The 16932-nt window shown below is 63.5% G+C and carries 14 protein-coding genes and 1 pseudogene; 4 read left to right on the top strand and 11 right to left on the bottom strand.

Annotation, left to right across the window (positions count from 1 at the left end; genetic code table 11):
• Positions 1-473 precede the first annotated feature (473 nt).
• The 8 genes from mnhG to U5817_RS12570 form a co-directional block, all read right to left on the bottom strand.
• Positions 474-857, bottom strand: a complete 384-nt coding sequence (gene mnhG / locus U5817_RS12605; RefSeq protein WP_407280975.1) for a monovalent cation/H(+) antiporter subunit G — start codon at positions 855-857, stop codon at positions 474-476.
• Entirely contained in the window at positions 854-1138 is a 285-nt protein-coding gene (locus tag U5817_RS12600) for a K+/H+ antiporter subunit F (protein WP_407280973.1), read from the bottom strand. The genes mnhG and U5817_RS12600 overlap by 4 nt, the downstream gene beginning before the upstream one ends.
• Positions 1135-1659: a Na+/H+ antiporter subunit E gene (locus tag U5817_RS12595; RefSeq protein ID WP_407280972.1), complete on the bottom strand. Its 525-nt coding sequence runs from the start codon at positions 1657-1659 to the stop codon at positions 1135-1137. The genes U5817_RS12600 and U5817_RS12595 overlap by 4 nt, the downstream gene beginning before the upstream one ends.
• Entirely contained in the window at positions 1656-3290 is a 1635-nt protein-coding gene (locus U5817_RS12590; protein ID WP_407280971.1) for a monovalent cation/H+ antiporter subunit D, read from the bottom strand. The genes U5817_RS12595 and U5817_RS12590 overlap by 4 nt, the downstream gene beginning before the upstream one ends.
• Positions 3287-3628: a Na+/H+ antiporter subunit C gene (locus U5817_RS12585; protein WP_407280970.1), complete on the bottom strand. Its 342-nt coding sequence runs from the start codon at positions 3626-3628 to the stop codon at positions 3287-3289. Before U5817_RS12585 ends, U5817_RS12590 begins: the two co-directional genes overlap by 4 nt.
• Entirely contained in the window at positions 3628-6531 is a 2904-nt protein-coding gene (locus tag U5817_RS12580) for a monovalent cation/H+ antiporter subunit A (RefSeq protein ID WP_407280969.1), read from the bottom strand. Before U5817_RS12580 ends, U5817_RS12585 begins: the two co-directional genes overlap by 1 nt.
• A gap of 96 nt (positions 6532-6627) precedes the next feature.
• Positions 6628-7524, bottom strand: coding sequence for a universal stress protein (locus U5817_RS12575; RefSeq protein WP_407280968.1), 897 nt, complete (start codon positions 7522-7524; stop codon positions 6628-6630).
• 27 nt (positions 7525-7551) lie between these two features.
• Positions 7552-10278 carry a cation-transporting P-type ATPase gene (locus U5817_RS12570; RefSeq protein ID WP_407280967.1) on the bottom strand — a complete coding sequence of 909 codons (2727 nt, stop codon included), beginning with the start codon at positions 10276-10278 and terminating at the stop codon, positions 7552-7554.
• Positions 10279-10466: 188 nt separating this feature from the next.
• Here U5817_RS12570 and U5817_RS12565 point away from each other — a divergent pair, with 188 nt between their 5' ends.
• Entirely contained in the window at positions 10467-11351 is an 885-nt protein-coding gene (locus tag U5817_RS12565; protein WP_407280966.1) for a universal stress protein, read from the top strand.
• Positions 11352-11575: 224 nt separating this feature from the next.
• Here the strand turns inward: U5817_RS12565 and rnk are convergent, their stop codons facing one another.
• Together rnk and U5817_RS12555 are read right to left on the bottom strand one after the other, a co-directional pair.
• On the bottom strand, positions 11576-11971 hold the full coding sequence (gene rnk, locus U5817_RS12560; RefSeq protein WP_407280965.1) for a nucleoside diphosphate kinase regulator: 396 nt from the start codon (positions 11969-11971) through the stop codon (positions 11576-11578).
• A gap of 633 nt (positions 11972-12604) precedes the next feature.
• The gene (locus U5817_RS12555; RefSeq protein WP_407280964.1) at positions 12605-12847 is read right to left on the bottom strand and encodes a hypothetical protein; all 243 of its coding nucleotides are present in this window, start codon (positions 12845-12847) and stop codon (positions 12605-12607) included.
• A gap of 316 nt (positions 12848-13163) precedes the next feature.
• Between U5817_RS12555 and U5817_RS12550 the strand changes: the two genes are divergently transcribed.
• From U5817_RS12550 to U5817_RS12540, 3 genes are all read left to right on the top strand, one after another.
• Positions 13164-14192: a universal stress protein gene (locus U5817_RS12550; protein ID WP_407280963.1), complete on the top strand. Its 1029-nt coding sequence runs from the start codon at positions 13164-13166 to the stop codon at positions 14190-14192.
• 73 nt (positions 14193-14265) lie between these two features.
• Complete coding sequence (locus U5817_RS12545; protein ID WP_407280961.1) at positions 14266-15144, top strand: hypothetical protein; 879 nt, start codon at positions 14266-14268, stop codon at positions 15142-15144.
• A 502-nt stretch (positions 15145-15646) separates the two neighbouring features.
• Positions 15647-16552, top strand: a complete 906-nt coding sequence (locus U5817_RS12540; protein ID WP_407280960.1) for a LysR family transcriptional regulator — start codon at positions 15647-15649, stop codon at positions 16550-16552.
• A 178-nt stretch (positions 16553-16730) separates the two neighbouring features.
• Here the strand turns inward: U5817_RS12540 and U5817_RS12535 are convergent.
• Positions 16731-16905 (bottom strand): annotated as a pseudogene (locus tag U5817_RS12535) (transposase); the annotation flags it as partial.
• Positions 16906-16932 lie beyond the last annotated feature (27 nt).

Here is a 16932-nt window from a genome sequence, read left to right as displayed (position 1 = left end):
GTTCCTAGACGTCGCGAGCGACGGCTCCTGGCCGTTATGATTAGCTGATCATAACGGCCACAACTGGTCGGCCACCTATTCTCCAGACCTGACACCCGAGGGGCCGTTCCGCTCAGAAACACGCCCCCCGACAACGGAAACGACGAAGCCTTAAGTCCCGACCGAGAAGCTAATCTTCGTCAGGCACGACTGGATAAACGACGCGCCCCCGGCTGTAGTCCCCGACTGCGGTATGCGCCGGCTACGGGACTGGCACCGGTGGGCCACAGGTGGCGTATCAGTGGATACGGTATCGGTTCGCGGCCGACGGATCGATCGGTGCCGGGGTAAGTCTTGCAGCCGGTTAGGAGATCAGCCGGTGGGGGGATGGGGTGTTTGCAGGGCTGGTCGTTCAAGCCAATGCATGGACGGTAAGCACAGGTCTGCGTACGTCGATAACCCAAGGCGCCCCTGAGCGTGTGATGTACCGGCACTCACTCATCCTGATCGTCGCCGGATACTTGAGCCTCGGTGGTGTCGCGCGCCGCCAGTGCGGCACCACCGGTGCCTGGGTCACGGTATATCGCCGCACGCATGATCATCATCGAGACGACCGGCGCGGTCATCAGTACGAATGCGCCGATCAGGATCTCGTGGATCACCGGTAGGGATTGGATTACGCTGAAATACACCATCGAGGCGATCAGGATGCAGCCGGTCCCTAGGGTAATCGTGATTGCCGGACCGTGAATGCGCTGGTAAAAGGTCTTGAGCCGCAGCAACCCCACGGTGCCGAGGAGGGTGATCACGCCGCCGAGCATGAGGAGGAACGTGACCGTCACGCCAGCCCACCACGGCAGTGCATCGATGGCGTTCATTCGATCACCTCGCCGCGCATCAGGAACTTGGCCAACGCGATGGTCGAGACGAAGCCGAGCAGGGCGATCACCAAGGCGGCTTCGAAGTAAATCTGGCTACCGTAGCGGATGCCGAGCATCAGGGCGAGCAGCATCGTGCACATCCATAACGTATCGAGTGCAAGCACGCGATCCTGCGCCGACGGCCCGATGACCAGACGTACGGCGCACAGCATCATGGCCAGCACGACGCAGACGAGCGCAAAACTGATCCCAAGGTGCAGCAGGGTGCCAACGGTCACGCTTTTCCTCCTTGTCCAGGGGCCGGCGGCGCTTCGAACAGTTCGATGATCGGCCGCTCGTAACGTGTCTTGATGGTTTCGACCCACCAACGCTCGTCGTGCAGGTCGAAGACGTGCAATAGCAGTTCGTGACGTTCGGGCAGCAGATCGACCCACACCGTGCCCGGCGTCATGTTGATCAGGCAGGACAACAGGGCCAGACCGTGCGGGCTGTGCAAGTCGAGCGGTATCCGGATGAATTGCGAATTCACGCCGTCCGCCCTGCGGAAGAGGATGATCTGGCTGACGTTGAAGCACGAGCGCATGATCTCGATCGCCGACATCCCCAGCAGGCGGAACAGGGCCAACGGCCGCGTGATGCGCGCATAGCCGTGCGGCTGCAAGGGGCGCGCCAAAACGGGGGCCACGATCGCCAGCACCCCACCCAGCAGCCAGTGCCCCAGTGCGAGGCTCTGGTTCAGCATCAGCCATATCAGCAGCAGTCCGATCGACAATATCGGCGACGGTAACCAGCGTCTCATCGCGATCCCCCCGCGCCCGCCGCGCGAATAACCGGAGACTGGCCCAGCACGCGTTCGCTGTAATCGCCGACGCGCTTGAGGCCATCCACCGTCCGGTTCATGTAGGCGAAAGCCGTGCCGGCATGAATCGTTAGAACCAGGCACAGTGCGACCAGGGCCGTCACCGGCGCCACCTCGGATGCGAGCAGGCTGGGCGGAGTCACGGTCCCCGAGGCCCAGAACGTGCGCACGCCGAGCCGCATCAGCGCGATGATCGACGCCAGGCCTGCAAGCACGACAAGTGCGATCAGCACCCAGGTCGTCGGCGTCACGCCGCCCGGTCCGGGCGGTGAGGCGTCGAGCAAAGCGTGAAACAGGCTGAACTTGGCAACGAAGCCCGAGAGCGGCGGCATGCCGCTAATGACCAGCGCACATCCAACGAAGCTCAGGCCGAGAATTGCGAGGGTGCCGGGAATGACGACGCCCACCGGATCCTCCGGCTTGTCGTCGATCGCAAACGCTTCCATCGTCACGGCCAGCAGGGAGGCGCCCGGTGGGCGTATGCGTTCCGTGAGTTCGAGCAGGAGCATGAAGGCGGACATCGCCAGCGTCGCACCCACCAGGTAATACAGCCCTGCTGCAAGCACGGCGCCGCCGGACTGCCCGATCACGGCCAGCAGCGTGCCCGAGGAGATGATCGCGCCGTACCCGGCCATGCGCGCGCCGTCCTGACTGGCGAGCATGCCGATGGTGCCGAACACGAGCGTGGCCATACCGCCAACGGTGAGCGCCGCCAAGCCGAAACCGGCAAGCGCGCCGGCCGAATCGCCGAACACGGCCAGCCACACCCGCAGCACTGCATACACGCCGACCTTGGTCATCACCACCAGTAGCGCCGCAACCGGCGGACAGGCCGACGCGTAGGTGCTTGGCAGCCAGAAGCCGAGCGGCCACATTGCTCCCTTGGTCAGGAAGGCCAGCGCGAGCACGCTCGCGCCGACGCTCAGCAGATACGAATCCTCCGGTCGCAGCATGGGCACCCGGATAGCCAAGTCGGGGATGTTGAGCGTACCGGTCGCAGCGTAGATCAGTGCCACGCCGATCAGGAACATGAAGGAGGCCACGAGGTTCACGGCGATGTACTGCATGCCGGCGCGGATGCGGTTCAGGTTATAGCCATGCAGCACCAGGCCGTAAGAGGCGGCGAGCATCACTTCGAAGAAGACGAACAAGTTGAACAGATCGTTGGTCAGAAACGCGCCGTTGAGCCCCATCAGCAGGAAGAGGAACAGTGAATGGAAATGCACCCCGACCCGTCCCCAACGCTGCGCGGAGAAGACCAGCACGGCCAGCGCAATGGTCGCCGTCAGCACCAGCATCAGCGCGGCGAGCCGGTCGACCATCAGCGCAATCCCGAACGGAGCGGCCCAGTTGGCGGCCAGATAGACGCCGATCCCCTTCGGCCAGTGCTCGCCATCGACCAGCAGCATCAGCGCCACCGCCAACACCCACGACAGTATGCTGACCACGGCGGTGCAGCCGAACTTGAGCTGATGATGCTTCTGATTGACCGGGATCAGCAGCGCCCCTGCGACCAAGGGCAGCAGGACGGGCAGCACGATCAGATGGTCCCACCACGACAACGGACTCATTCGCGCGGTTCCTCGCCATCGACGTGGTCACTGCCGGTGAGGCCGCGCGCACCGATCATCATCACCAGGTACAGCGCGGTGGTCGCAAAGCCGATCACGATCGCCGTCAGCACCAGTCCTTGCGGCAGCGGGTCGGCAAACTGTGCGGGATCGATCGGCGCGTGCGGCGTGATCGGCGGCCGATCCACCCACAAGCGCCCCATGCCGAAAATGAACAGATTGACCGCATACGACATTAGCAACAACCCCGTGATGAGCTGGAACGTCCGCGGTCGCAGGATCAACCAGATGCCGGCGCCGAAGGTCACGCCCACGGCGGTGGCGAACACGATTTCCATCAGACGTTCCTCCCGTCCGTGTTCCCGTCGTTCTGCAGGCCATCGCCCGGCAGACGGTGCGCGCGCAGCGACTGGTGGGCCAGCGCGACCAGCATCAGCATCGTCGTGCCGACGACGACCGCGAACACGCCCAGATCGAACACGAAGGCGCTGGGCAGGTGCAGCTCGCCCAGCAGCGGCCAATCGACATGCGCTGTATGGGTCGTGAGAAATGGGTAACCAAACGCCCATGCACCCAGGCCCGTCGCGCATGCTAGTAGCAGCCCAAACGCCAGCCAGCGGTGCGGCCGCAATTGCAGGTGACTCTCCACCCACACTGTACCGGCCAGCATGTACTGGACCAGAATCGCCACGGCAAAGATTAGGCCGGCTACGAAACCGCCGCCGGGCAGGTTGTGTCCGCGCATGAAGAAGTACGCCGCAGTCACGCCGATGAACGGCAACAGCATGCGCAAGTAGATTCCGGCTACCTGCAGGTAACCACTGTCGGCCTGTTCGGCCGGGGTCTGCCGGCTCGCGGGATCGGCCGCGTTTTTCTGTGGTGCGGGCACGCTCGCGCTGTCCGCTGCGGGGCGGAAGCGTCTCAGCAGGGCGTAGACCGTGAGCGCGACAACCGACAGCACCGTCACTTCGCCCAGCGTGTCGAAGCTACGGAAATCGACCAGCAGAACGTTCACGACGTTGCTCCCGCCGCCTTCGCTCAATGCGCGCTGCAGGAAGAAATCTGCGATCGTGTCGGGGGCCGGGTGCACCAGTACCGCATAGGTCAGCAGCGCCATTGCGAGGCCGCCGACGACCGCGACCAACATGTCGCGCGATCGCCGTATCCAGACACTACGCGGGATCGTGAGATGGAGCGCCTTGGGCTCGATGCGCGGCGGCAGCCAGCGCAGGCCGAGCAGGATCAGTACGGTGGTGACCGTTTCCACCATCAGCTGCGTGAGCGCCAGGTCGGGCGCCGAGAGCCACAGGAACGTCGCCGCCGTCACGATGCCCGTGCCGCCGACAAGGATGAGGGCTGCGAGGCGGTGATATTTCGCCATCCATGCCCCCGCGACCGCACAGGCGCAGCCGATGGCCCAGATGGCCGCGAACAGCGGGTCGGGTTCGTGGAGCGTAATTTCCGTCCAGGCTCGCGGCGTACCGACGAGCAGAGGCGGAATCACCAGCATCGCCAACAGCATCATCAACAGCTGTGGTTGCAGGCGCGCAGTGCCAAGACGCTGCAGCAGCCATTGTGCTGAACGCGTCAGGACCATCATCGAGCTCTCGTAGGCCTGCGCCCCGTTGAAGCGGTAGATGAGCGGAACCTGTTCGCGCTGCCGCAGATTGAAGTAGCGGCGCAGCACGACGTAGAGCACCACCCCGCCGCTGAGGGCAATCACACTCATTAGCAGCGGCAGGTTGAGCCCGTGCCAGGGTGTGAGGTCGTATTCCGGCGTTCTCGCACCCAATGTCGCAGTGACCGCCAGATGCAGAATGGGCCCAATACTCACGCTCGGCATGACGCCGACCACCAGGCACACAATTACCAGCAGCTCCACCGGGAAGCGCATCGAGCGCGGCGGCTCGTGAGGTTCGCGGGGGAATGCGACCGAGGGGATGCCGAAGAAGATCGAGATAAAGCGCAGCGAATACGCGACGCTGAACATGCCCATTGCCACGGCCGCGACGGACATCCACCAGTTCTCGTCGCCGCCCACCAGCGCCGTTTCGGCGAAGAACATTTCCTTGGACAGGAAGCCGTTCATCAAGGGCACTCCCGCCATGGCGGCGCTGGAGACAATAGCCAGTGCCGCGGTGACCGGCAGCTGACGACGCAGTCCGCGCAGGACGCGCAGATCGCGGGTCCCGGTTTCGTGGTCGATGATGCCGCTGGTCATGAATAGCGAAGCCTTGAAGGTTGCGTGGTTGAGGATGTGGAAGATGGCCGCGACGATGGCCAGGGGCGTGCCGATGCCGATCAGCACCGTGATCAGCCCGAGGTGGCTGATCGTCGAATAGGCGAGCAGGCCCTTGAGATCGTGCTGGAAGATCGCGATGAAAGCGCCGATCAGCATCGTGCACACCCCGGCGCCACCGATGATCCAGTTCCACTCCGAAGTCCCGGCGAGTGCCGGCCACAGCCGCACGAGCAGGAATACGCCCGCCTTCACCATCGTGGCCGAATGCAGATAGGACGACACGGGCGTGGGGGCGGCCATCGCGTGCGGCAGCCAGAAATGGAAGGGGAACTGGGCGCTCTTGGTCAGTGCGCCAAGCGCAACCAGCACCAGCGCCACCCGGTACAACCCGTGCGAACGGATCTGCGACCCCGCGGCGAGCACTTCGTCCAGGTCGTAGCTGCCGACGATGTGTCCGAGCACGAGCACGCCGGCAAGCAGGCACAATCCACCGGTGGCGGTCACGGTAAACGCCATCCGCGCCCCCCGCCTGGCGTCGGCGCGGTGATGCCAGTAGCCGATCAGCAGGAAGGAAGTCAGGCTGGTGAGCTCCCAGAACACCACCAGTTGCACCAGGTTGCCGGACAGGACCACCCCCAGCATCGACCCCATGAACGCCAGCAGGAAGGAGAAGAAGCGCGGGACCGGGTCTTTCGGCGACATGTAGTAGCGCGCGTACAGCACCACCAGGAGGCCGATGACGAGAACCAGCATGGTGAAGACCCAGGCCAGACCATCCACGCGCAGCACGAGATTCAGGCCGTACGACGGCAGCCACGCAAACTCTTCACGTAGCACCCTGCCGGCTGATACGGCAGGGTAGAGCAGACCGGCGATGAGCAGTCCGCTAGCCGCGACGGCGAACGCCAGCCATGCCTCGCGGTTGCGGGCATTCTCCGGCATAAGCGCCGCCAGCAGACTGCCGGCGAACGGAACAAGGATCAGTGAAGCAAGCAGCATCAGGTATGGTCAGGGCGTGGTGGTAGCCAGTCTGCGCGGGGCGGCGGGTTGGCGCTACCGGTCCTCCATCCGCATTGTGTGCAGGACCGGCGCAATCTACACAGCGGAGCGACGCGATTGCACCAACAGGGTGTCGCAGGGCAGGCGCTCGAGCAACTTCTCGGCGGTGCTACCCAATAGGAAGCTCATGATGCCGCCATGGGCATGGCCGCCAATCACCACGAGATCGACGTCATTTTCGCGTACGTGACGCGCCAACGTCATCGCGATCGTGCCGCATTCGACAACAGGATGCATGAGGGTGCCCTCGGGAAGTCGAGTTCCGTGAATGAAGGTTGCGCACTCCGCGTGCGCGATCTGCGGGACAACTCCTGCATTCGGCGGAGTCATGCTCAGGCCGGACATGGGAGGGGAGTACGCGTGAAATAGCGTCAGATCACGACCGGGAAAGAACGCAACGGCAGTGAGCAGGGCGTGGCGGGACGCTTCGGAATAGTCCGTCGTCACCACGATCCGCCGGTAAGGGCCCCGCGGCCGACCATGCACGACCAGCAAGGGTTGCCCGAGAGAGTGGGCCAGGCGCTCGTTGGTCGACCCCAGCAGGGCACGCCCAAAGGTCTCCTGACGGGCGATCGCGGTGATGACGAGGTCGACGCCCGTGGCGATGACCATATCCCGGATAGCCCTTTCGGGCTCTTGGTCACGCGCAATCCGGACCTGTACCGGCATCTTCATCCCGGCGAGGTCGCGGACAAGTTGCCGTTGGGCAACGTTCATCAGTTGTTCGTCAGTGGCTCCGCTTATCCAGGCAAGCGTCTGATCTGCACACACCGACGGATCGAGGACGTTCAAGGCAATGACCTCCGCCTGCCACTCGCTGGCCAGCTGGCCAGTCCGGTCCAGAGCCCGGTCACAGCGCGCACCGAGGTCGGTCGCCAGCAGCAAACGAGTGGGCGGGCGGTCCGGGGGATGAATCGCGCTTGCATGTGTCACTTCGGTTCTCCTTGGGTTGATGCCCGCTCACGCGTCACTCAGACGGGCCGCAAGGCCGGTACGGCGGATGACAAACTTTTCCAGTTCCGCGACGCCAAACACCAGCAGGCCGGCCGCTGTTACCTTGCCCCATTCCAATAGCGTGAGATCGGTCGAATCAAAAATGCCATGCATAAATCCGGCATGTGTATAGGCGATCTGCAAGGGGATGCAGGCGGCGATAGCGACGATCACATAACGATTGCCGATCAGTCCTTCCCGGTTCGTGACCGGCGCGAGGATGTAGCGGCTGTTGACCAGGTAGAACATTTCGGCCACGACGACCGCATTGACCGCCATCGTGCGCGCTGTTTCCAGACTCGTGCCGAGGGCCAGTTCCCACAGGAAGAGGCCCAGCGCGCCGGTCATCATCAGCACGGAGACCATCAACACCCGCCAGATGAAGAAGCCGGACAGCAGCGCTTGGCGCGGCGGCCGCGGGCGGCGTTTCATGATGTCGCCCTCGGCCGGCTCGAAGGCCAGGGCCAGCCCCAGCGTCGAGGAGGTGACCATGTTGATCCACAGCACCTGTGCCGGTGTCAGCGGCAGCGCCAGCTCGAACAGGATAGCCGCAATCACGACGAGCGCCTCGCCGCCGTTGGTGGGCAGCATGAACAGGATGAATTTCTTCAGGTTGTCATAAACCGCACGGCCTTCCCGAACTGCCGTCGCGATCGTGGCGAAGTTGTCATCGGCGAGCACCATGTCGGACGCCTCCTTGGCCGCCTCGGTGCCTTTGAGGCCCATCGCTACACCGACATCGGCCCGCTTTAGCGCCGGGGCGTCGTTGACTCCGTCCCCGGTCATTGCGACCACCTGTCCGTCGTCCTGCAAGGCTTGCACCAGACGGAGCTTGTGTTCCGGGCTGGCCCGCGCGAACACATCGACCTCCATCGCCACTCGACGCAACGCGGCGTCATCCATCATGGCAACCTCCGCCCCGGTGACGAACGGCTTTCCGACGCCAATGGCCAGTTGGGCGCCGATCGCACGCGCCGTCTCACCGTGGTCGCCCGTGATCATCTTGACGCGGATGCCCGCGCGGTGGCACTCGGTCACCGCTTTGATGGCTTCGTCGCGCGGGGGATCGATGATGCCGACCAGTGCGAGCAGCATGAATCCCCGCTCGACGTCGGCAAATTCCAGGCTTTCGGTTATCGGTGCAACGCGCTTGCATGCGACAGCGAGGAGCCGCAAACCCTGCGCTGCCGTGTCGGTCGCCATCCGGCGCCAATAGTCGATATCCAGCGACCGCTCTCCGTCATGGTTCAGTTGGAATTCGCACATGTCGAGAATGCGCTCGGGCGCCCCCTTGACGAAGAGCCACGAGTCTCCGTCCGGATCGCGATGCCAGGTCGCCATGAAGCGATGCTGTGATTCGAAAGGGATGGAATCCATCCGCGGCCAGGCCGTATCCCCGGCATGCTGGGAAAATCCCGCCTTGCGTCCGGCTACGAGCAGTGCGCCTTCGGTCGGGTCGCCTTCCACCCGCCACACATCATCGTCTTCGCGCAGGCGTGCATCGTTGCATAGCACACCTGCACGGATCGCCATCGACAGCGGAGGGTAGTGGGCGACATCGACGATGCGGCCGTCGATGCTGAAATCCCCCACCGGGGCGTAACCGACGCCGCCGACGTCGAACACGTGGCCCGCACACACGAAACGTTGCACGGTCATCTCGTTGCGCGTCAGCGTGCCGGTCTTGTCTGAGCAGATCACCGTCACCGAGCCCAGCGTTTCCACGGCCGGAAGGTGGCGAATGATGGCCTTGCGCCGAGCCATGCGCTGCACCCCAAGCGCCAGGGTCACGGTCATGATCGCCGGCAAGCCTTCGGGAATTGCCGAGGCCGCGAGCGCGACGACCATCATGAACATTTCGGCAGGCGCGTGATCACGCCACAGCGTGCCGAGCACAAAGGTCGCCGCCGACACGCCGATAATGGCCAATGCCAGCACGCGGCCGAAATGGTCGATCTGGCGCAGCAGCGGGGTCGACATCCTCTGGATGTCGGCGAGCATCTGATTGATCCGTCCCAGTTCGGTCGTGCCGCCCGTGGCCACAACGATGCCGGTCGCCTGGCCGTAAACCGCGAAGGTGCCCGAATAGGCCATGCCGTAACGATCGCCGAGCGGGGCGTCGGCATTTACGGCTTCCGTTCCCTTCTCGATCGGCAAGGATTCGCCCGTCAGCGCGGCCTCCTCGATCCGCAACTCCCGCACGGAAACCAGCCGCAGATCCGCGGGAATACGGTCGCCGGAGGCCAGGATCACCAAGTCGCCGGGAACCAGATCGGCAGCGTCGAACTCGTGCCGATGGCCGCCACGTATCACCGTCGCATGCGGAGACAACATCGCGCGGATCGCGTCAAGCGCGGCCTCTGCCTTACCTTCCTGGATGAAGCCGATGAGCGCATTGATCACCACCGCAGCGAGCAACACCCCGGTATCGACCCAATGACCGAGCACCGCCGTGATGATCGCCGCGCCGAGCATCACGTACAGCAGGATGTTGTGGAACTGCATGACCAGCCGCAGGAGGGGGCCGCGTCGCGCCGGAGGAGTGAGCCGATTCGAGCCGTATTGCACGAGTCGACGGCGTGCTTCATCCTCCGTCAGGCCATCCGGCCCGGTCTGCAGGAGCTGTTCCACCTCGCCCTTGGACAGCGCATGCCAGCTTGGGGGGCGGGTATGATCCACGTGGCGGTCGCTCATCGATGTGTTGCCTCCAGGTATTCCCCTGTACTGCCTGCTTGCCGGGGATAGACGTGAAAGCGGAGAACTTCTGTAGCAATATTGTACCGAAGCGTGCATAGACCTCCTAACCACGCGGGATACGCACCCGGTAGGACCGATGCCGCCGTGCCGACGCGAACAGCATTCGAATGGAAAGGAAAACGACCATGTTGAAACTGAACCGCTTGCTTGCCGCTACCGATCTTTCCGCACCAGCTCGCCATGCCGTCGAACGCGCAGCGCTCGTGAGTCGGGATACGGGGACTCCGCTGGACGTGCTGCATGTGACCGATCTTGCCCCCCTCGACAAACTCCGCCACCTCATGGGTAACTCGACGGACGAGTTGAAACAGCAGGTGCTCAAGAGCGCACAGGAAAAGTTGCATGATCTTGTCGTCATTCTCCAAGAGCACTACGGCGTGTCCGCCGGTGCGCATGTTGCGTTTGGCTCCTTGCTTGCGGAGCTGGACAAGGCCGTGGGTGCGTCGGCCGCAGGTCTGATCGTTTGTGGTGCTCGCGGCGAGAGCTTCCTGCGGCATATCCTGTTGGGCTCGACCGCGGAACGGATGCTCAGTCGGGCGAAATGTCCGATGCTGGTGGTCAAGCAGGCCGCGCATGAACCCTATCGAACGGTGCTCGTGCCGGTGGATTTTTCGTCTTCGTCGTTGCGGGCGGTCATGAATGCGCGGCTTGTCGCGCCACAGGCAGAAATCGTCTTGCTGCATGCATTCGACGTGCCGTTCGAGGGCCATTTGCGATACGCCGGTGTAGAGGAAGAAGTTATCAGGGGCTATCGCACGCTTGCCCGGCAGGAGGCGATCCAGAATCTGAATGCCTTGAGCGCGCAAGCCGGATTGCCGCCCTACGAGGCACGGCTTGTCGTGCAGCAGGGCCTTCCGTCAACGCACATCATCGAGCAGGAGCAGGAAGTGGACTGCGACCTGATCGTGATGGGCAAACACGGCGAGAGCATGCTCGACGAATTGTTCCTCGGCAGCGTCACCAAGCATGTCCTGGCCGAATCCCAGTGCGACGTGCTCGTGTCCGTGTGAGCAGTCCTCGCCCGCAGCTCAAAGCACGCGCGGGAACGGGGCGCGCCGGGTTGGCCTGCGTCGCCACAGGCTGGCCAGACAAACCATCAACCGGAGGACGCGCGAAGAAGGCCCTGTGCGCCCGGCGACGCTTTCCTGTTTGGCGGGAAACGCCTGTCGGTCAGTGATGGCATGCAGGTGCCGATCGCACCCGGCAATTCCGGTTGCAGCATCGTCAGTGACTTTCAATGCCGGCGATCTGCACCCGCTTGGCTGGTGTTGCCGGACTGATCGACCGCGATGACCGTCAAGCGGCGCTCGGTGCCGTCGGGAAAGTCCCAGTCGATCGCCTGACCCACGCTGAGGCCGATCAAGGCTGCGCCGACCGGCGCCAGGACGGACACCTTCCCCTGCGCAATGTCGGCCTCGTCCGGAAACACGATTTGCACCTCACGGTCGAGACCGGTTTTCTCGTCGCGATAGTGAACCCGCGCGTTCATCGTGACGACGTTCGTCTGGATTGATTCCACGGGAAGTACAATTGCCCGTTCGAGTTCTGCACGCAGGGGCGGTGACGGTTGAATCGCCATCAGGCGCACAAAATCGACCTCGCTAACGATGATGTTAGTTTCTTGCAGCATTTCACTCGACTCCAGGGGACACAGCGGCGCCTTCCGCCGATGGTGAGACCATGATATGGGCCGCGTCGAGGCTTGATAAGCCGATCCGCAGGCACGATATTGTTTCCAACATGGAAACAGTTGGAAATTCTCGTACGACGTCACCGACACACGTCGTGTTCACCCAGATGCACAAGGCGAAAGGCTTTTCCGACTCGCCGAAGCGCTTGGGGCTCGAAATCGCTGGTGAGCAAATTGTTCAGTCGTGTCGAAGCCAGGCCGGGCGTGCGTCTGCCCTACCTGAAGCACACGCCGCCAAAGCCTGAACGAGGCAGGAGGATGCGTATAAGGGCTCGGGGACGAGATCGTCAGCCAGGACCGGCGACCCCAGTGGTGCGGACGCCACCGCGTCAAGCCGCGTCGGCCGGGACGCCCTCCGGTGTTGTGCGCCTTTCGGGCGGCGGCGTTGGGACGAGGGCCCGCGGGTCGCGCCCTGGGTACAGAACCATCAGACTGCCGATGCCCCCGAGCCGGTGAAAGCGCGCACTCGGCCGCACCGCGACCAGCACAAGGCGACTGTCGTCCTCTGGGGGGCGATCCTGATTCTGCTTTCTCATCGACGTTCTCCTTCAGTCCCTTGCCGTCGTCATCGGATCAGGCCGTCATCGGCCGCTTTACCCACACTCCGGGCGGCCGGCGCAGCAGCGTCGCCGGCTTGTCCGTGGAGTCGGGCTCGACGTTCCGGTCAGGATCCGGTCCGCGCGGGCCTTCCAGGAGTACCCCGCTCGGCTCGCCGCGACGGGCTGCCGTATCAGACTCGACCGCCAGTTGCTCCTTTGCCTCGTGTGCGGTATCGATGAATGCCGCGCGCGCGATGTCAGCCGATTTCGTTGTCATGTCGCCCTCCTTTGCCCTTGCGTCGTCTTCGGCGGGGCCCGCAACCCTTCATCGGGTCATTCCTATCGTAGCCGCCGGGAGCCGGAGTGATAAGTCGGCGCCGCGGAACGTCGCTGTTGTCATCCGCTCTACAATGAGGCGCTCCAAACCGTCATCCAACAGGCCGATGTGCCGCAATTGTTTCCTGTATGGATACAAGACGATGCCTCGCCGGTGCCTTATCGGCCCATTTCGAATGGCATAGGATCTCATCAGGCGAGCAATGCGCAGCCCTGCCGACTATGGGGCCGCTTCGGCCAGTCACGGGACTGTCGTATTGCTGGAATCGATCGAGCAACAGCTTGAAGGAACCTTGTTTCAGTCGATAGGCGGCGATATGGACGTAACAACCGATTTCGTGAACTGGGAAATGGTCGAGCGGGATCAGTTCGGGCGCGTGGTGGGCTTGGCGGCGCATGTCGGGGAAGAGACGCACCGCCTTCCGGTCCATCGTGTCCTTGCTCCGGTCGACGGATCCCCCGCCTCGTTGGCGGCTCTGCGCGTCGCCGCCGGCATGACCGGCCACTCGGCGGGATCCGCTCTCCACGTGTTGAACGTGCAGACCATTATTGGCAACACGAGTGACGACAATACGCTGATGCACGCAGGACTCGCCGATACGGAGGATGCGCGCCGTATTCTCGACGAGACAGACGGGCGCTATCACTTGCAGCTCACGTCAGGCAATCCCGCCGATGCGATCCTCGCCTATGCCCGCCGGCAGCGCATCACGGAAATCGTCATGGGCGCGGATGGGGCCGGCAGTGTGGCGAGTGCACTGCTCGGTTCGGTTGCGCTCGATGTGCTGGAGAACACGGACATTGCGGTGACGTTGGTCAAGTCGCGATTCAGTGCGAGGCAATGCGCCGCGGGCGCGGGTGATCTGCTGGTTGTATGCGACGGTTCTGCCGGGTCCCTGCGGGCGCTGCATCACACCCTCGAACATTCGGGCAGGCTGACTGATGGGCCGCGAATCCATCTACTCAATGTGCACAGGACCGATGACGGACCGTTCCGGGGCCGACCGCCAGCAAGGGATCCGGACACTCGCTCCGGCGACCGTGAGCGGGCGCTTCTGGCTAGTGATGCCGCGCTGCACACACACGACGTAGCCCCTGCCAACTATGAAATCCATGTCGCACACGGAGAGCCCGTGGAGGAGATTCTCGAGCTTGCAACGCGCATCGACTGCGGCCGCATTGTCATGGCCTCGCAAGGTATCGGCTGGTTCGCGGGCCTCATGAGCAGCTCGATTTCGTGGAGCGTGTTGTACCGCACGGCCATCCCGATCACGCTGGTCAAGTAGCGATTGCAAGCCTCCCCCCGCCGCCCAAAGTATCTGCCGGCACAGCCGATGCCGTGAGGACAAGGAATTCAGCATGGATCTGACCCGAGACTTCGTTCGCGCCAAGAGCCCCTGTGCCAATGGTTTCCGCTGGTTCCTGCGCCACTATGCGGACGGTGGAAATTACCAGGAACTGCTCGACAAACTGGTTGCCGACAATCGTGCGGCTGACGCGTGCTGGCTGATTGAGCAGTTCGGTCCGACGGATGCGGTGCTGGTCGTCGACAGCATAGATGCCAGCGCCCTGGTGTATCCAGGCACGATCGAGGTGCGCGGCAATATCGACGTGGACGACGTACTCCGTGTCGGGCGCTCCCTCCGGGTGGGAGGGAGCATCCGTGTCGGGCGGGCAATTGATGTCGGAGGCGACCTGCGTGTCGCCGGACATCTTCGCGCCGACGGCCGCGTCGGGGTCGGAGGCGACATGCGCGTAAGCTGGGGTGTCGATGCGGGTGGAGACATCGCCTGCGGCGGTGACCTTCGGGTGGGCCGGGATCTGCACTGCCGCGGCGCGCTGGATTTTGGGGGGAATGCGGGTAGCGGCGGAGACCTCGTCGCGCGGGGAACGATCTCGTGCGCCAAGAACCTGCGCGCTGGGTGCGACATTGCCGGAGATGAATACATCCGGGCAGGACACGGCATCGAAGCGGGAGCCACCATTCGCTGCGGCCTGCATCTCGAAGCGGGCTGGGGAATCCGCGCGGGCGCGAGGATCCTCGCCGATGGCGCGATCCGGGCAGGAGAAAGCATCCTTGCCGAGGGGGAAATCCGCGCCGGCAGCGGCTACGGTATCTTCGCCGGCCTGAGTGTTCCCAAGGATGCTTGGGAAAGCTGCGCGAAAGTGCAGGCGAGCATAGCGCCCACGAGCCTCATGAGCGGCTGGTGGGAGGGCGCCGCTCGAGCGAACCTCTGATTCTCATTAGGTGCGAACGTACTCACGACGCGCAGCTGCCGAGTGTTTCCGTCCGGGAAGACGTTCCAGTTGATCGACGTCCCTGCCTGCAGATCACGCAGTTCGGCGCCAGCGGTGGCGAGCACCGACGCCTGGTAGGCGGCCACATCGGCCGCTTCCGGGAACGTCAGCTCGACCTCGCGACCCTCGTTCAAACTTTCGATTTGACAGGAGACGCGAGAGCGGAGCCTGACGACGTTCGACTGCATTCGTTCCAGCGGAACGACAGTCGCGCGACCAAATTCCTTCGCATGGGCTCCGTTGCGCGCCGGGGAGGCAAGTCGCACATCATCCCGATCCGCGATTATCGGTTCGGTGCTTCCCATCTTTGAGCACTCAGCCTCGGAAAAGAAGAGTCCCCCCGTGCAAAGGAGGGATCCGGATTGATTATGCGGGCTCCCGGAGGAGGCCATAAGCCTTAGACGCTGAACATGATTATTTCCTCTGCGGATACAATTCAGACATGAAAGATCTGAATTTGATGGCGATCTACGCGCACGTAGTGGCGAGCGGAAGCTTCTCCGCAGCGGCACTCCGCCTCGGCACGTCACGCTCGGCGGTGAGCAAGGCGGTGGCAAAGCTCGAACATTCGCTCGGCGTGCGTTTGCTCCACCGCAGCACTCGTCATCTGAGCGTCACCGAGGTCGGTGCCGTCTTTGTCGAGCACTGCAACCGCATCGTCGACGAGATGGTGCAGGCCGAGCAGGTGGCGAGCAGCTTGCATGCACAGCCGCGCGGCACCCTTCGTGTCGCCGCGTCGGTAGCCTTCGGGACGCTGCATGTTGCGCCAGCCCTTGCGGACTTCCTCGGTCGTTACCCTGATCTGGACGTCGACATGACCATATCCGACCGCAGCATAGATATCGCTGAAGAAGGATATGACGTCATCGTTCGCGTGGCGAGCGAGCTGCCACTGTCCGTTGTCGCACGCCAGCTCGCCCCGGTACGGCGCAAGCTCTGCGCGACGCCGGAGTACTTTGCGCGGCACGGCCTGCCACGCATTCCGCAGGATTTATCCCGCCATAACTGTCTGGACTATACACACTCCGGTGAGCGGGGCCTCTGGCGCTTCACCGGTCCGGAGGGCGAGATCGCGGTACCCGTGGCCGGCCGCTTGCGCATCAATGATGACGAGGCGCTCTCCCAGGCCGTACTCGGGGGGCTCGGGCTTGCGTTGCTGCCGACCTTCATCATCGGAAGAGATCTGCAGGCCGGTCGCCTGTGCGCCGCGCTGTCCGAGTACATCCCCGTCGAACGCCATGTCTACGCCCTCTATTTGCCGACTCGGCATCTGCCGGCCAAGGTCCGTACATTCATAGACTTCCTGCTCGAGCATATCGGTCCAGAACCCTATTGGGACGTGGAGTGAATCGCCGGATTGCCCGAGGCGAGGCCCCTAAGGAATCGCTGAACAAATCGGTTTCGATGGCTGACGGAGCGGTCACGAGTGTGGATTAGCGGAGAACTTTTCAGCTCTTTCGCATTTTTCGCCCGAGGGGATGCGGTTCGGCGGTATTTCGCCCCGCTTTTCGCGCCCTGGCACCTCTTCAGCACGCACCTAGGGCGTGAGGCGCCAGCAGCGGTCGGCGCGCGAGCACCAGATTGGCCAGACCGAAGAGCGAGAACAGCTGCACCTCGTTCTTCGTCAGCGCGGTAGCTGGTCTCTCGGTGCGTGACGAGGTTCTTCACGACATGGAACGGGTGCTCCACCCTATAACGAATCAGGGAGTCTCTGATTGGTCGACCGAC

The organism is Aromatoleum evansii (assembly GCF_045689615.1).
Lineage (GTDB): Bacteria > Pseudomonadota > Gammaproteobacteria > Burkholderiales > Rhodocyclaceae > Aromatoleum > Aromatoleum evansii.
This window is presented reverse-complemented; position numbering and strand designations above follow the sequence as displayed.